At 65.7% G+C, this 16318-nt stretch carries 13 protein-coding genes; 4 read left to right on the top strand and 9 right to left on the bottom strand.

Going from position 1 to position 16318, the window contains the following annotated elements; translation table 11 throughout:
- Nucleotides 1–107: 107 nt before the first annotated feature.
- From FUT88_RS10040 to FUT88_RS10020, 4 genes are all read left to right on the top strand, one after another.
- Nucleotides 108–2414, top strand: coding sequence for a TonB-dependent siderophore receptor (locus FUT88_RS10040; protein ID WP_147214846.1), 2307 nt, complete (start codon nucleotides 108–110; stop codon nucleotides 2412–2414).
- Nucleotides 2415–2826: 412 nt separating this feature from the next.
- Nucleotides 2827–4086: a hypothetical protein gene (locus FUT88_RS26135; RefSeq protein WP_186829275.1), complete on the top strand. Its 1260-nt coding sequence runs from the start codon at nucleotides 2827–2829 to the stop codon at nucleotides 4084–4086.
- A gap of 69 nt (nucleotides 4087–4155) precedes the next feature.
- Complete coding sequence (locus tag FUT88_RS10025) at nucleotides 4156–5373, top strand: hypothetical protein (protein ID WP_147214843.1); 1218 nt, start codon at nucleotides 4156–4158, stop codon at nucleotides 5371–5373.
- Nucleotides 5374–5786: 413 nt separating this feature from the next.
- Entirely contained in the window at nucleotides 5787–7571 is a 1785-nt protein-coding gene (locus FUT88_RS10020; protein ID WP_222614254.1) for a leucine-rich repeat domain-containing protein, read from the top strand.
- Between the two features lie 73 nt (nucleotides 7572–7644).
- On the opposite strand, the gene sctC is transcribed toward FUT88_RS10020, so the two are convergent.
- The 9 genes from sctC to FUT88_RS09975 form a co-directional block, all read right to left on the bottom strand.
- Nucleotides 7645–9381, bottom strand: a complete 1737-nt coding sequence (sctC, locus tag FUT88_RS10015) for a type III secretion system outer membrane ring subunit SctC (RefSeq protein ID WP_261797094.1) — start codon at nucleotides 9379–9381, stop codon at nucleotides 7645–7647.
- A 116-nt stretch (nucleotides 9382–9497) separates the two neighbouring features.
- The gene (locus FUT88_RS10010; RefSeq protein ID WP_147214841.1) at nucleotides 9498–10934 is read right to left on the bottom strand and encodes a helix-turn-helix transcriptional regulator; all 1437 of its coding nucleotides are present in this window, start codon (nucleotides 10932–10934) and stop codon (nucleotides 9498–9500) included.
- 130 nt (nucleotides 10935–11064) lie between these two features.
- Nucleotides 11065–11913: a type III secretion system export apparatus subunit SctT gene (gene sctT, locus FUT88_RS10005; RefSeq protein ID WP_147214840.1), complete on the bottom strand. Its 849-nt coding sequence runs from the start codon at nucleotides 11911–11913 to the stop codon at nucleotides 11065–11067.
- A gap of 35 nt (nucleotides 11914–11948) precedes the next feature.
- Complete coding sequence (locus FUT88_RS10000; RefSeq protein ID WP_147214839.1) at nucleotides 11949–12446, bottom strand: flagellar FliJ family protein; 498 nt, start codon at nucleotides 12444–12446, stop codon at nucleotides 11949–11951.
- Complete coding sequence (gene sctN, locus FUT88_RS09995) at nucleotides 12443–13762, bottom strand: type III secretion system ATPase SctN (RefSeq protein ID WP_147214838.1); 1320 nt, start codon at nucleotides 13760–13762, stop codon at nucleotides 12443–12445. The genes FUT88_RS10000 and sctN overlap by 4 nt, the downstream gene beginning before the upstream one ends.
- Nucleotides 13759–14502 carry a type III secretion system stator protein SctL gene (sctL, locus tag FUT88_RS09990; protein WP_147214837.1) on the bottom strand — a complete coding sequence of 248 codons (744 nt, stop codon included), beginning with the start codon at nucleotides 14500–14502 and terminating at the stop codon, nucleotides 13759–13761. The genes sctN and sctL overlap by 4 nt, the downstream gene beginning before the upstream one ends.
- Nucleotides 14487–15125 carry a type III secretion protein HrpB4 gene (locus FUT88_RS09985; RefSeq protein WP_147214836.1) on the bottom strand — a complete coding sequence of 213 codons (639 nt, stop codon included), beginning with the start codon at nucleotides 15123–15125 and terminating at the stop codon, nucleotides 14487–14489. The genes sctL and FUT88_RS09985 overlap by 16 nt, the downstream gene beginning before the upstream one ends.
- Entirely contained in the window at nucleotides 15122–15934 is an 813-nt protein-coding gene (gene sctJ / locus FUT88_RS09980) for a type III secretion system inner membrane ring lipoprotein SctJ (protein ID WP_147214835.1), read from the bottom strand. Before sctJ ends, FUT88_RS09985 begins: the two co-directional genes overlap by 4 nt.
- Nucleotides 15931–16317, bottom strand: a complete 387-nt coding sequence (locus FUT88_RS09975) for a type III secretion protein HrpB2 (protein WP_147214834.1) — start codon at nucleotides 16315–16317, stop codon at nucleotides 15931–15933. The genes sctJ and FUT88_RS09975 overlap by 4 nt, the downstream gene beginning before the upstream one ends.
- Nucleotide 16318 lies beyond the last annotated feature (1 nt).

The raw sequence follows: 16318 nt of genomic DNA, 5'->3' as shown, positions 1-16318 counted from the left end.
CGACGCGGGCAGAGCGCCTCGGAAGTTTCAGGCGCACAGGGCGCGCGAACGTCCTGCGTTCTCCGTCTTTTCCGGACCTTCGCCGCACGGTGACAGCGCTGTCCCTCATGACGTCCTTGCGATTTACCTCATTCCGGCTCCCTGGCCTGGCTGCCCTGCTGATCGGACTTTCCGTATCGCAGGCGCATGCCGTGGCGGCTGACGAGCCTCAGCGCTTGCGTATCGAGCGGTCAACGCTGGAGCATGTCCTGATGGAAATCACGCGGTTGAGCGGCCAACCGCTGTCGTTCGCATCCAGCCTCGTGCAGGAGCGCTGGGCAGGTCCGATCGACGGCACGATGACGGCCGCCGACGCCGCCCGGCTGGCACTGCAGAACAGCGGGCTCGCGCTGTCCGTGCTGCCTGACGGCACGATGACCGTCGTGGCGGCCGGCACCGCCGGCGCCCCCGACCCGCAGCCGCGCGACATCGGCGCGCTGCCGCCATCGGAAGTCCATGGCGCAGGCGACACGGGATTCGCGGCGCTTTCCAGCAGCGCCATCACGCGCGTTGAAATGCCAATGACCAGCATGCCGCACGCCATCAATACGGTCACGCGCGGCCTGTTGGCCAGCCAACAGCCGACCTCGTTGAATGCCGCACTGGCACAGGCCGGCGTGGCTTCGGTATTGGCTGACCCGACCGCACCGCCCCTCTATGCCATCCGTGGCTACATGACCAACGCCATCTCCGTGGATGGCTTGCCCGACAAGCTCGCCTCGCTGCGGCCCGTGGACGCACTGGAAGAGATCGACGTCATCAAGGGGCCGAACGCAGACGTCGCAAGCGTCACCATGGCCGGTGGTGCCATCAATGCCAGCCTGAAGGCACCGACCGCTGCCGCACAGCGCAGCGTCGCCATGGAGGTCGCCTCGCATGGCGGCCGCAAGGTGGTCGCCGACCTGGCCGGTGCCATCGGGGCCAACGGGTTGTCGTACCGCCTCGTTGGGGTCAACGACACGACGACCGACAGCGACGGCGGATACGCGGGCCACCGCGTCAGCTACGGCCACGCCGCACTGGGCTGGAACGACAGCACAACGAGCATCACCGCGGGCATCGAATCCCTCACCAGCCGGCAGCCTGTGCCACCTGCCACCTTTGCGCTGGACGGTGCACCTGCGCGTGTACCCGTGCAGCGTCCGTTCGGCAACGTAGACGACCGCGTTGAAGGCAGCGGCACGCGCGTCTACTACACGGCCTCGCGCAACCTGAACGATGACTGGGCTCTCCATTCGCGGGCGAGCTATGAATCCGTGAGAGAAGAATCGGCCCAGTGGGATCTCGGATCGGCCTCGTCATATAACGCAATGCCCAACAACACGATCTGCGGGCTGCGTCATACCGAAAGCCACCTGTGGGCCATGTCGAACGAGTTGACAGGTACCGTGTCGCACAACGCACTGCGCCACACATTCACCCTCGGCTGGGAAGAGATCCAGGAGCGGCAGAACCTGATCAAACCGGGCTTCATCGCACAGGCCACGCAAGACCCGTTCGCGCCCGTACCGCTGCCGGCGGCCACGTTCATTCCGGGCAACCGGCTGTCGCAAACCTTGAGGCAGTCGATCTTCCGGCTGCGCGACCACGTCGCCATTGGCGACAGGTGGGAGGTGTCGGCCTCCATTCGCGCGAACAACTACGTCGCCCTGCTGCCCCATACGCAATTGCGCGGCGTTGCCTGGACGCCTGCCGTGGGCCTGCTCTACAAGCTCACGCCCAGCACGGCATGGTTTGCCGACTACATGCGCGGCTTCCAGATCAACACGGGCTACTTCTATGACGGCACGGGCACACAACCGGAGCGCAGCCGCCAGGTCGAAACCGGGCTGCGATGGGAAAACGCACACCGCACGCTGACGGCACAGGCGGCGCTCTACCGGATCGATGCGAAGAACGTCAGCCTGGCCGACGTGTCGCACCCGGGCTACTACACGCAACTCGCCGAGCAAACCAGCCAGGGCGTGGAACTGTCGATGCAAGGCACGGTGGCGCGCGGCTGGGAGGCATCGTTATGGTTATCGGTGGCTCGCATGTCAGCGAGGCTGCCGGGCGGCTACGTACCCGGCGTGCCGGCTCGAAACGCCGCGCTGTGGACCACGTACACGCTGCAGAGCGGTGTGCTCGCAGGCATGGGCATGGGGCTCGGCATCAGCGCGCAGGGCCGTGCCGACGCCCACGGCGATGCGTCGTTCCGGGTGCCCGGCTCGGTGCGTGTCGACAGCAGCCTCTTCTGGCACCAAAAGCGCTGGCGCATCGACCTCTTCGCGCGCAACCTCTTCAACGTGCGCACGTACGGCAACACGCTCAGCAGCAGCTACATCCCCATCCTGCCGGGCCGCACGCTGGCGCTGCGCGTGACGCACCACTTCTGAAGCCCACCTGCGATTCACATGCCGCGCGCTGACACAGCGGCACGCACGTGAGTTTGCCGCCGCGCACGTCCGATCTGGCCTGAGATTTCGTCTCGGTGATCAGCGCTTCGGCCTGGCTGCATGGCCTGATGGCCGACATTCCCTAACGTTCCACCAAAGTCGCCCGACATGCCCTTTCGCTTTGCGATCGGCGTGCCGGCACGCGGCTGCCCTGGGCTGCGCGGCCCGGCACGGGCAGAACGCGCAGGGCCATGTCGGCCCCGCGACCCGAACTGGAATCGGAAGCGATTGCCGTGCTGGCGTTTCTCTGCAGACGTCGGCCGCGCGGCGTTTCTCTCCTCTCTGTATCGGCATGCGCCCAGTCAGCGGCCTGGACGGTGCCATGCATCACGCCTGCCCACTGAGGTGACACATGAATATGAAGGTCCAAGACAACGCTTCACTGAATATCTCGACCCAGCTCCAGCTGGATCAACCCGGCAAACAGAACCAGGCCGAAAGCCCGCTGCAGCATCTCGTGCAAGACATCCTGAAGGTGCTGGAAGCGATGCTGCGCAACGCCACCGCACAAGGCGGCGCCAATGCAGGTGCGGGCGGTGGCTCGGGTGGCGCAGCCGGCGGTGGCGCCCAGGGCGCGGGTGCCGCGCAGGGCCCGTCCGCCAACCAGGGCGCGCAAGGTGCACAAGGTAGCCAGGGTTCGCAAGGCGCGCAGGGTGCCAACAAGGGCCAGCAGGTTGGCGACGACAACGGCGACGACTCCAGCAGCCAAGACCCGATGCAGGCGCTCATGAAGCTGCTGGAAGACCTGCTGAAGTTCATGAAGATCAGTGAGCAGATGCAGCACAAGTTCGACACGGGCGAAGGCGCCAAGGGCGTCGATGGCGCGGGTGGTGCCAACGGCGGCAAGGGCCTCAGCATGGACGACATGCTCCAGATGCTCGACGACGCGCTGCAGCTGATGCAGCAGCAGATGATGACGAACGCGTTCGGTGGTGCGGGCGGCGCAGGCGGTGCTGATGGCGGTGCTGGCGCAGGCGGTGCTGACGGTGGAGCCGGCGCAGGTGGTGCCGGTGGCGCAGACGGCACCGACAACTCCAGCGACGCCAGCGGTGCAAACGGTGCCGACGGCACAGGCGACGCCGGTGGCGCAGATGGCGCCGACAGCTCGAGCGACACCAGCGGCGCAAACGGTGCTGATGCCACAGGCGATGCCGGTGGCGCAACGGGCGCGGACAACGCCAACGGCGCCGAGGGCAGCGGTCAGAAGAGCAACGACTCCATGATCGAACAACTGCTGAAAGTGTTGGACGACCTGGTGAAGATGCTGACGCAACAACAGCAGCAGGCGCTTGGCGGCGATCAGCCGCAAGGCGGCAGCGCTGGTGCCGGTGGCGCAGGCAACGCAGGCGCGGCCGGTGGTGCGCAAGGTGCGGGTGGCGCAGCGGGCGGCACGGCAGCCGGTGGCGCAAACGGCGCGTCCGGTGCATCCGGCACGCCGAACGCCTCCACGGCCGATGGCGCGAACGGCGCAGACGGCACCGGCAACGGCGCCAACAGCCCCATGGCCCAGCTCGAAACGCTGCTCAAAGACATGATCAAGGTGCTGGAGCAACTGCAGGCACAAAAGGCCGGCGGCACGCAACAGCAGCACGCCCAGGTGCAAGGCGCCTGACGCCAGCCCACTCAACCCGACGGCCGGCAACGGCCGTCACTTTTGCTATCCCAAGCAAGGAGACTCGCCATGAGTATCTTCAGCAAAATCAAGCACGCCTTTCAGCACCTTGGCGATGACATCGCCAAGGTCGGCAAGGGCATCGCCCACGCCGCCGAAAGCGTCGGCAAGAACCTCGTCCACGACGTGGAAGCCGTTGCCAAGCAGACGGCAGCCATGACCAACGATCTGGTCCACCTGCGCATTCAAAAGGCGCTGCACGATGCCGTAGGCGTTGGCGAAGCCACCTTCAAGGGCATGCGGGATCTGAATACCGCTGCCTTCGACGTGGCAGAAAAATCGCTGGAAAATGCCCACCTGAGCAAGGGCCTGGACAAGGCGCTGAGCAAGGTCGACAAGGCACGGGGCTTCGTCAACGATATTGCCGACCGCACGGTCAAGAGCATCGGCGACAGCGTCAACGGCTTTGCGGACAGCAGCATTGCTGCGGCCAAAGCGGCTGCGCATGGTCGCTTCGGCGAAGCGCTCGGCGATATCGGCTCAGCCGCGGGTAACGCCGCACAGTTGGCCTCGGACCTGACGCCCGAAGGCCTCGCGGCCAGCGCCGCTGTAGCAACGCTGCAGAAGACGCACCTGGGCGGCACGGTGGTCGACTCCGTGGTGGAAGGCGCGCTCACGGGCGGCCGCAGCGGCCTGAAGGATGCGATCAAGTTCGCCGCCAAGGAAGGCGCCAAGGCAGAGGCTGGCGTGCAGGCACAGAACCTGTTCAACAAGGTGAGCGGCCAAGGCAGCGGCAATGGCACCGGCGGCATGCTGCTCGGCGCTGCGGCTGCGGGCGCTGGCGTGGCAGGCGATTTCCATGCCTCCCGCAAGACCCGTCACGCCACGGCAGCTGAACCGCACCACACTGGTACGCAACATCAGCCCGAGGCTGGCGGCCACGAAGATGCGAGCCGCAAAGGCAAGAAGAAGCACGAGGCCGAAGTCGACTCAAGCAACGGCAACGGCAACGGAAGCGGCACGGGCAAGACGGGCAACGGCAGCAACACCGACCCCACCGGCCAGGACGCGGCCCTTGAGCTGCAACTGCTGCAACAGCAGTCCGCGCATCAGAGCATGCTGAACGGCATCAAGTCGAACACCAACGACGACGATGATGACGATGGCGACGACGTTACGTCGAACGCACCGGCCGCGGCACCGCAGTCCTCCGGCTCGAGCCAAGCGAGCGCCAGCGCTGGCCCGAACAGCCACGCCAGCGCGTCGACGCATAAGAAGGCTGCATAAGCCGCTGTTTGCGTTTGTTCCACTTCGGCCCCACGCGAGGTTCGCGTGGGGTCGAAGCTTTCCGCCATCGGTGCGACGCCACCGTCGTGCAACCTTCGACTGGAATTTCAATGCCTTCGATCAATCCGTTCCGCCGCACTTCGCACACTCCGGCCGCCGATTCCACGCCAGCGCATGGCGCCGTCCCTGCCTATGCCACGCCACCGCGACAGGAGCCGGCACGGCAGCCTCGGCGAGGCGGAATTGCCGGATTGTTCGGGCTGCGCCGCTCGTCTGCCAATGCGGATCGGTCTTCCGCCGCGCGCCCCAACATCGCTGCCGGCACCCCACCCGGGGCTTCGCGCACGGCGCCAAACAGCCCACTCCACGTACGCGCTCCGGCGCCCGAAAACCTGCTGCATGGTGCTGCCGCCGTGAATGCGCGCATTGCCGGTTCCGGCGTCCGCCAGGCGCTGGAGGAGTGGCACGCGCAGATGCATGCCCGGATTGGCGACTACCGCCCGACAAACCCGTCTGCTCCTTTCAATCCGGCACGGCAGCTCGACATTGCGCTGACCCACATCGAAGACGTGGCGCGAGGGCGTCGAGAGCCAGCAGACAGGATCGAGCTGAAGGCGACGCCTGTGCTTCATCTGCCTGACCTCGTTTCCGAAATCGCGCACCTCAAGGCCCTTCACGTGTCGGACTGCGACCTGCGCGAACTGCCGCACGACTTGAGCAACCTCGGCATGCTCGAGACACTCAAGCTGCAGAACAACCCACGCCTGCACACGGTGCCCGATACGCTGGGGCAATTGGCGAGCCTGAAGCATCTCGAGATCGTGGGAAGCGGCGTGCGCGCGTTGCCGGCCATGCACGGCCTCGCGAACCTGGAACACCTTGCCATCCAGCATTCACCACTCACCTCGTTGCCGCGCGACATCGGCAACGCAAGAAAGCTGAAAACATTGTCTCTGGCGCATACCTATCTGCGCGAGGTGCCGGCCAGCATCGGCAATCTGTCGAAACTCACCGAACTGGACCTCCGCCACAACGTAGGCCTGACTTCGGTGCCTGATTCCATTGGGCAGCTGCGTCAGCTGAAAACGCTCGACCTCTCGTACTGTCCACAACTCCGCGCCGTCCCGGCGTCCGTTGGAAACCTGCGCCACCTCAAGACCCTCGATCTGCGTGGCTGCACGGGTCTTACCATGCAAGGTCTGCCGAAATCGCTCATCACCCCGATGCCCGGCCGCAAGGTGCACTTCCCGGAACATCTGCACACCGAAATCGGCAAGGTACGTGAAGAATGGGCGATGAAGAACGCACCTCGACTTCAACTGCTGCAAGCCGACATCGAGCGCAAGAACGAAGAGATGGAAAACGCCGTCTTCGGGTCGGCAAACGACATGAACGACGGCCAGTTGGTTTCGGTTGCCTTTCGTCTGAAGAAGGCTCATGACAAGCTGCCCGAAGTGAGGAATCAGGTCCTGCGTAATCCGGCAGGCCTGCAGACCGATGCGTCTGTCGCCATGCGGCATGCATTGGCCAACGCATTCAACGTGGAGCCCGATCGCGAGATGTCCGCACGTTTGGTGACCGCGGCGCGTGCGTTGCCGCGCCCCTTGCAGCACGAACTGGCCGATCTGGTCGCCTCTAGCTCGGGGCGTCAACTGGTGATCGCCATTGGCGAAGGCGCATTTGGCGTGCGAGGCTCCAGCAGGCTGCAACACATGCTGCCGGCGTTTACGCAAGAGATTGCCCGCCACCCGCAGATCAGGAACCTGCGCGAGCAGGCACGGCGACATCCGACAACCCACACCGCGCAACAGGTAGCGGCACAGCTCACGCCGATCGTTCAGCAGTTGTGGACCGCCACACAGGCCGAGGCAACACTCGCGGCGCTTGTACCGCCGCTGCAGACAGAACTGAAACCGCTGCTGGCATCAGAGGCCGGCCGAAAGTTCGTGTTGGACCTCAGCAAGGTGGCAGAGGGCGCCAAGGGAACAAGTACGCTCAGGCGTCTTCTGCCGCAATTGGCCACGCGGATTGCGCACGACCCGAATGCGCAGGCTCTTCACCGGCTGGCAAGGCAGGATCAGCACGGCACGGCCGACGAACGCCGCGAAGGTCTTGCACTGGCGTTGCTCCCCATCGCCCAGCACCACTGGGATACGCTTGCGCAACAGGGCGACGCCGGGCCGTCGCGCCGCCGTTGACCGCGTTGCCGACGAGCACAAACAAAAAGCCTCCCATCGGGAGGCTTTTTTTCTGCTGCATTGGCAAGGGGCCCTACAGCGCCACCACACGCGGGGTCAGCAGGAACAGCCGCTGGAACCGCTGGCCCGTGGTCTGGTCATGCCGGAACAGTGCGCCCAGCAACGGGATCTTCGAAAGCCCCGGCACGGCATCCACGCCCTTGGTTTGCTGGTCGACCGAGTAACCGGCAATCAGCAGGCTTTCGCCTTCGTTGATGAGCGCCTGCGTGTTGATCTCGCTCTTGTTGACCACCGGCAGGTTGCCCACCATCTGATTGGTGATCTGGCCATCTTCAATGTGGATGTTCATGCGAATGCGCGAAGTGCCGCCATCCATCACGACCATCGGCAACACGCGCAGCGACACGCCCGCCGAAATGCTGTACAGATCCGCCGACTGATACCCTGCCACTGGCACGTAGAAATTCTGTTTGCTGTCCATGATGGCCTCGGTGTTGTCCAGCGTGGCCACCTTCGGGCTCGCAGTGATGTGCGCCTGGTTGGTCTGCTGCAGCGCGCTGATACGCGCCATCAGGTAACGCGATGCTCCACCGATCACGGCGGTCAACACACCGCCCGTGGGCGTGGCGGCAATGGCAGCAGCGGCATTGGCCGTGGTGGCGACCGCATCCAGCGCGCCCGGATTGGACAACTGCGTGTTCGTGCCATAACCGGTTTGCATATCGACATGGCTGTTGTGCAGGCGCCAATCAACACCGAGGTCTTCCAGTGCGCTCTCACTGATCTCGATGATGCTGGCGCTGATCTCCAGCACGGCCGGGCGCGTATCGAGCGATTCAATCAACGATTGGTGGGCCGCCATGCGGTCTGCGCGGTCGCGTACGAGCACCGAGTTGCTGCGCGGGTCCGCATGGATGATCGGGGCGCTGCCGCCGTCTTCCTGGAATGCATCCGCACGGCTGCGGCTCTCGCCGCTGGGCAACGGTGCCGCTGAACCGCCGCCGGCGTATTGGCCGACACCGCCCGGCGGCAGGGGCGCCTTGCCGCCACCGCGGTCATTACTGCCCAGACCCGAAAGCGCACGCGTGCCGCCGCGCCCTGCGTTGGCCTCGCCGGGGGCGACGCTGTCGACGCGACGGTCACCGCTTCGTTGCGGCGTGCTCTCCGTGCTCGGCGCGTTGTTGCCGTACATGCTGTTCAGGATGGACGCGACACCGCGAATGTTGATGGCCTGGCCGTCCACGATCATGGTGTGGTCGGTGGCCCACGCGTAGCGCAGCGGGAAGGTACGCACGACGGTGCGGTTGGCATCTTCGCGGCCGCGGTCGATCAAACGCGCTATGTCCTGCACAAGCTCGACCAGGCGCGGCGGCCCCGATACGACCACGCTGCCGGTTTCATCGTCGTACAGCACGGGAAAGCGCGGGTCGGTCACGCCCAGGCGTGTCAGTGCGCGCTTGACCTGCGCGGTGGATGCGCGCTGCAGCGCAATGGTCGCGCTCTGCGCCTCGTTGGCGCCCGTTACGCGCAGCACGGCGCCGTCGTAATACCACGCAAAGCCGAACGTGGCGGCCATGCGATCGAGAAACCGCTGCGGCGTTTCATTGAAGTTGCCCGTCACGCTGCCCTCGACCTGGGGCGAGATCCACGTCATGACGTGCTGGCTGGCGCCGAGGTCTCGCAAGACATCCTTCACGTCTTTGCGGTCGGCCACGTATTCAAATTTCTGCGACTGCCACGGGATCATCGCCGCAGCGGCGCTTCCGGCCAGCGACAGCACCGCGACGCCGCAGCCATCAAGTACCGGCACGCGGCCAGCACGCGACCCTTCCGGCTCGCAATTCGAGTCAGATGCATGGTTGCACTCGTAAGAATGATGAAGACAGACCGCACCAGCGCGCGGCCAGGCGATACAGCGGCCGCGGCTTAACGCCAGATGGTTTCCGACGGCGCTTCGTTGAACTGCTTGCGATACCCCTTGACCAGCGCCGAGCGGCTGCGGATGCCCCAGCGCGATGCCGTATCGATGATGTTCGACGGCCCGCGCCCCTCGTCCAGCAGGTCGGAGCGGATGCCCTCCAGACGCAGCCGGCGGATGACCGAGCTGGGCGACATGCCCACCGCGCTCTTGAACGCGAGCTGCAGCGCGCGCTCGGTCACGTTGATGTGCGCGGCCACCTCACGCGTCGTCAGGTCGCTACGTTCGATGTTGTCGAGAATGTAGTGATACGCGCGGCGGTACTTGGCCGACAGACGCGCGCTCACATCATCGGACGCGCGCGACGCGGCCGGCGTGGTCGTGCTGACACGGCGGACGCCAGGCGATTCGGTGCGCAGGCAGCGCAGGGCGTCTTGCATGTAGGCGGTGTAGTACTTGAGCGCACCCGCTGCATCGCCGCGCTGCGCCGCCATCTTGGCGCGGCAGTAGAGATAGTCGAAATTCCAGCGTCGCGCGCCGAACGACGTATCGCGATTGCAGATCTGGTCATACACCTTGCCGGCCACGTCGTGCTGCTCACCGCTGAGCGCGGCCAGCACCACCTCCACCTTCGTCTGCATCAGCAGGCGGCTGCCCATGCGGCGCGATTGCCCGATGATGGCCATGAGCGGGTCGATTGCCGTGCGGTCGCCATCGGCCATGCGGCGCAGCAGGCTCAGGTACTCGGCGCGGCGATGGATCATCGCGGGCACATTCGCATCGTGCTTGCCGTTGGCGGCCCAGCCGTCGCGCCCGCCATGGTTGTGCAGCATCGCAGCGCCGACTTCCGCGGACTGCCAGAACGCGTGTTCCAGCAGACGGTTGGAGCAGCGGATGCCCGCCTGCACCGCAAACTCGTACACGACGAGATCCAGCGTGGCGACCCAGCCGGCATCATTGCGCTCCGTTGCAATGGCACGTGCCGATTGCAGCGCCTCGTCTGCTGCGTCCTGCTGACCAAGCTGGTGGTGCACAAGTGCCAGGCCCATCATGCCTTCGACGCGCTGCAGCCATGTCGCGCCATCGTCTTCGGCCATGCGGGAGAAACAACCTGCCGCGGCCGAGTAGCGATCGCGCAGCAGCGATTGCCAGCCCATGTTGCGGCACGACACCACGCGCAGCTGATCATCCGAATGGCGAATCAGACGCTGCGCGATGCGGAAGGCCTCTTCGGCGTCTTCATCGCACTCCAGTAGCATCGATGCATCGGCCATGGCCAGCACGCCGGCGTAGTCGCCAGCGTCTTTGCCGTGCAGGCCGCCATGATCATCGACCAGTTGATACGCGCGATCGAAATCTTCCGCGAAGACGGCCTTCGCATAGTCGGGCAGACGCTCCCGCGCTGCCAGTCCGGAGGCCAAGGCAAAGTAGATGTTTCCCAGCATGTCGACGCTCCCGTGTCAGAGATTGCGGCTCGCGAGGCGCTGGCCGCGTGGTGTTGGATTTCGTAAGGACATCCTAAGAAATCGCTGCACCGACAATCTCAACAAAGCTTCGTCAGCCGCTGAACAATCCTCACTGCATATTTTTCGGTTTTGACGACGTGCCATCGCCCACCAGTCCGCCCCTCACCCGCTGCAGCAACTGGCTATAGGTGAGCGTGTCGCGCACCTGGCTGGACATTGCCACCACCAGCGCCGTGACCATCAGGATGGCCACCACGCCCTTGATGGGCTGCCCAAGCGAAGCGGGTTCGAGCTTGTCGGCCGCGCGCGACAGCAGCCCGATGCCGGCATCGATAAGGAACAACGTCATCATCACCGGCGCAGCGAGCTTCACGGCCGTGGAGAAGATGGAATCGGTTTGCTGCAGCAGAAAACTCTCGGCCACGGCGCTCATGTCGGGCAGCGTGGCGCCCAGCGGCCACCAGTGAAACGACTCGAACACGACGCCCAGCAAAAACAGCATGCCACCCGCTGCATAGAACAAGGTGACGGCCAGATTCAGCAACGTGTTGCCGATCGGCGTGTTCTGGTCGCCCTGCAACGGGTTGCTCATCTGCACGTTGTTGAAGCCGGCCATGTTGTCGACGATCGTGCCCGCCGTCTGCGCGACCCAAAACACAGTCGACGCCGCATAGCCGAGGCACGCCCCCAGGAAAATCTCCTTGCCGGCCAGCAGGAACCACCGCGCCGCGCTCAGGTGTTCCGCCACGGCCGGCGGCTGCGCCGCAGCAACGATGATGGCGAGCGTGTACACCACGCCATTGCGCGCGGTGCCGGGCACGGACTGGTCGCTCGTGGCCGGCAGGATCGCGAAGATGGTCATGATGCGCACGCAGGACAGCGCGAGCAGCGCAAGGATCACCTCCGCGCTTTCGTCAAGGTCAAACCAGGCGTGCAGAACGGTATCGATGGCTTCCATGGGGATGGGCTGAATATCGTCGAAATGTCGTGCCATCAAGCCGCTGCACGTGGGCGCGGGCGCGCCAGGATGGCCTCCACAGCCTCCTCCTCGGTGGCAAGCTCGCGCTCGGTGGCTTCCTGCTGATCGATCCGCTCCGCAGTCTTGCGGCATTGATCGAGCATGGCATCGAGCCGCGCCAGCGCCTGGCGACGTGCCTTGAGCTCAGCTTCGCGTTCGGCCACGGCGGCGTGCGCGGCAGCGACGGCGTGCTGTGCTTGCATGACCGCATCATCCAGCTCGCCGCGAAACGCGTCGTAGCGCAGGTACGCATCGGCCAGCAGCACCGGCGCGGCAATCAACTGATCCATGCGGGCAACGTGATCACGCAGGCGCTCATGCGCGCGCTCGCACGTGTCTTCGCTGTCTTGCGCTGCGGCCTGTGCATCGGCCACGGCTTGCTGTGCGATGCCGATCTCCGCTTCGACACGACGGCGCTGGCGCGTCTTGGCTTCGATCAGCGTGTGCCAGACCGCGGAGCGCTTGCGCTTCATGCCTGAGCCACCTCGGTCAGCAGCCGGTATGTTTCATCGGGGCTGCACCACTCGTCGGTGCGCTGGCGCAGGAAGTCTTCCATCCAGCCGTTCCATTGCACGGCGGTGTCGGCCACCGCATCGCTGCCTTCCTTGTACTCGCCCATCTGCAGCAGCGTCTCGACCTCGTTGTACTTGGCGAGCAACTGGCGCATGCGGCCGGCAGCCGCGCAGTGGTCGGCCGGCGCGACTTGCGTCATCACGCGGCTGAGACTGTTCAGGATGTCGATGGCCGGATAGCGATTGCGCGCGGCAATGTCGCGCGACAGGATCAGGTGGCCGTCCAAAATGCCGCGCACCTCTTCGGCCACGGGGTCGTTGCCGGATTCGTCTTCGGCCAGCACGGTGTACAGCGCGGTGATCGAGCCCGTGGCGCTCATGCCGGCGCGTTCGAGCAGGCGCGGCAACTCGGCAAACACCGATGGCGGAAAGCCGCGCCGCGTGGGAGGCTCGCCCGCGGCAAGGCCGATCTCGCGCTGCGCGCGGGCAAAGCGCGTGAGTGAATCCATCATCAGCAGCACACGCAGCCCCTGGTCGCGAAAATACTCGGCGATGGCCGTGCCGACATGCGCGGCCTTGGCGCGCTCCACGGACGAGCGATCGGACGTTGCACACACCAGCACGGAGCGGCGCATGCCCTCGTCGCCCAGGATCTGTTCGATGAACTCGCGTACCTCGCGGCCGCGCTCGCCAATCAGCACGATCACGTTGACATCGCATTCGGTGCCCCGCGCCAGCATGCCGAGCAACGTGCTCTTGCCCACGCCGGCCGGCGCGAAGATGCCCATGCGCTGCCCCTCGGCCAACGTGGCCAACCCGTCGATCACGCGCACACCGGTGGCCAGCGGCTGCTCCACCAGACGGCGCGACATCGGGTCAGGCGCCTGCGCAAACACGGGCACGTAGTCGTACACATCCAGCGGCGGCCCGCCGTCGGCGGGTCTGCCCAGACCATCCAATACGCGGCCCAGCAACCCGGGGCCGATCCCGACCGAAAGCGTGCGCCCGCTCGGCACCACGCGCGTCGAACGCGACAGGCCGACCACGCCGCCAAACGGCGCCAGCAAGGCGAAGTGCTCGCTGAAGCCGACCACCTCGCCTTGCTGAAGCTCCGTGCCGTCCGGCGTGGTCAACGTGCAAAGCTCGCCGAGCTTGACGTCGACGCCGCCCACGCGCAGCAAGGTGCCCGTCACTTCCACGACCTTGCCCAGGCGCTGGACGGGCGCCACGCTGCGGATGGCTTCATCCATGGCGTCGATCAGCACAGCTTTGGTCATGCCGCATCCTCGTCAAAACCGGCATCGTCATCTGCGTAGCCTTCGTGCGGATCGGCATGTTCGACCGGCTTGCGCTTGCGGCCGGAAAGCGCGTGGCGCAGCGCCGCCAGTTGCACACGCAGGCTTGCGTCGGCGACGCCGTGGTCCCATTCGCATCGGCAATGTCCTGGCTCGGCGCGGTCGTCTGCCAGCACCTCGAAGGCGGCGTTGAGCGAACCCGTCTGCACAGCCTTGGCAAATGCAGCGCGGGCTGATTCGATCTCGGCTGCGCACACGCTCACCGTCAACCGCGCCTGGCTTTGCAGCACACGGCCGAGCGTGGCCGCCACGCGCGCAAACAGCGCCTGGCGGTCGGATTCCAGCACCACATGCTCAACCGCCTGCATGACCGTGGCGATCAGGCGGTCTTCCTCGCGGCGCGTGGCCTCCTCATCCTCGTACGCGCGCGCGGCCATGGAGGCGTGAAAGTCCTCCAGTGCGCGCCGCTGGCCGGCCGCATAACCGAGCTTGGCGCTGCGTTGCGCGCGCTGCTCGGCTTGCCGGAGCAGCTCGTCAGCATTGGCCCGGGCTTGCGCCAGGATGGCTTCAGCCTCGGTGTGTGCCTGTGCCAAGGCAGCCTCGCGCGCCTCTTCCACGGCTTGCCATGCGGCATCCAGTTCGACCACGTGCCGGTAGTCTTCGGCGCGGATCACGTCCGAGCCGATGCCGAGCGCCGCATCGCGCCTCAACCAAATAACCATGACAACTCCGGAAAGAGAACGGGCAACGCGGCCATGAAGGACTCGGCTTGCGTGTCAGACGGGGCAGTGCCGGCACACGGCGGCAACGGCGCTTGCATGCCGATCGTCAGGCGCATCAGTTGCGCCAGCGACCGGTCCGACACCGCACCTTCGGCAATCAGGGCATGCAGGCCCGCCTCCGCAAGCTGCGCCAGGTCGAGCGTCGGCAGCGGGCCGCCCGGGTCGGGGGCCCAGTGCTGGCGTTGCGTCAACCCCGTGAGGGCTGCATCGCCCAACAAGCCCGCAAGGCCTGCCAGGTAGGCGCCGTCGATGCATCGCGCCAGCGCGCCGCGCCGGTCAATCAGCGTGCGGGCCGCAAGCACGCGCTGCAGGTCTTCCGTATCCAGCACGGCCAGTCGATGCGCATGCGAAAGCAATGTCGGCAAGCCCACCTGCCCCACGCCAAGCGCGATACAGACCTGGCGCCAGTCTTTGGCCGCGCCTGCCGGTACACCGTTAGCTTGCGCGGCGGATGTCGATGTATCGAACAGATGCACAAGCCCATGCAGCCGTTCCTGATACGCGTGCAGCATGCGCAGGATCATGGTGGCTGCCGGATCGGACGCGGCGCTCGCGGCGGTCATGCTGTTGCGCGCTTCTTCCAGCGTGCCGGCAACTTGTCTTCCAGGCGTGCGCGCACTGCGTCAAGGCGCGTCCGGACCGCGGATAGCCGCATTGCGGCGCGCCACAGCAATACGATCACGCTCAGGGCACCCGCCACGGCCCCCAGCGTGGCCCACGACACACCGGCGGGCGCGCGGCTCGCGGCATCGGGGGTGGGTGCATCCACGGTGCCGGGCACCAGCGTGACGCTGACGTTCTCGTAGGTGAGCCCTTCCACGCTATGCACGACCAGGTTCTTGATGCTCGGGACCAGCGAAGACACGTTGGCGCTCGGGCGGTACTTGATGAACACCGATGCACTGGACGGCTTGACCACGGTGGCCAGCGGATCGTTATTGGGCAGCACGATCTGCACATTGGCCACGGCCACGCCATCGATGCGCGAGAGCGTTTGCGAAAGCTGCTGCGATACGCCGTAAATGAAGCGCACGCGCTCTTCCGTGGGCGTGGAGATCAGCCCGTCTTTCTTGAAGATGTCGCCCAGGCTCGCGTACTTTTCGTGCGGCAAGCCGTGGCTGTGCAGCACTTCCATCGCGCGGGCGAAGGCATCCTGGTCGACCATCACCGACCAGGTCTTGCCGTCGTCGGGCGAATTCTTCTGCGCATCGATGCCGGCCTGCAGCAGCACGGTCAGCATGTCGTTGGCATCGGCCTCGCTCAGCTGGGCAAACAGCTGCTTGTTGCAGCCGGCCAGCAGCGCGGTCAGCACGAACAGCAGGGCCAGTGCGCCGCGCCGCATGCGGCAGGATGGAAGCGCGGGCCGCATCATTGGTTCCGCATCAGGGTCTGCACGGCGTTCTTGCCGGAATGCGCGATGGTGCTGCCCAGATGGATCTTCGTCATGGTGGCCGCGCACTCCATTTGCACGCGCACGCCTTCGGCCACCACTTCCTGCACAGACATACCGCGCTCGGCCTCGGTCATGGCTTCCACACGCGCCATCGACGCCTGCACAGCGGCATCCTCTTTCTTGATCAGCTCGCCAACAGCCGAAGGCCCCTTGCTGTGGTGCTGGCTGTGCTTGGCGTTCTGCAGCATGGATTCGAAGCGTGCAACAAGCTCGGGCGCCGGCGTCGCGGCTTCTGCCGGGGCAATGCCGGTGCCCGGCGTGCCGGCAGTCACCGGCGGGATGGCGGTCGGACCTTGGATCATG

Origin of the sequence: Ralstonia sp. TCR112, from assembly GCF_007997035.1 — a bacterium.
In the GTDB taxonomy this organism is placed as follows: Bacteria; Pseudomonadota; Gammaproteobacteria; order Burkholderiales; family Burkholderiaceae; genus Ralstonia; species Ralstonia edaphi.
This window is presented reverse-complemented; position numbering and strand designations above follow the sequence as displayed.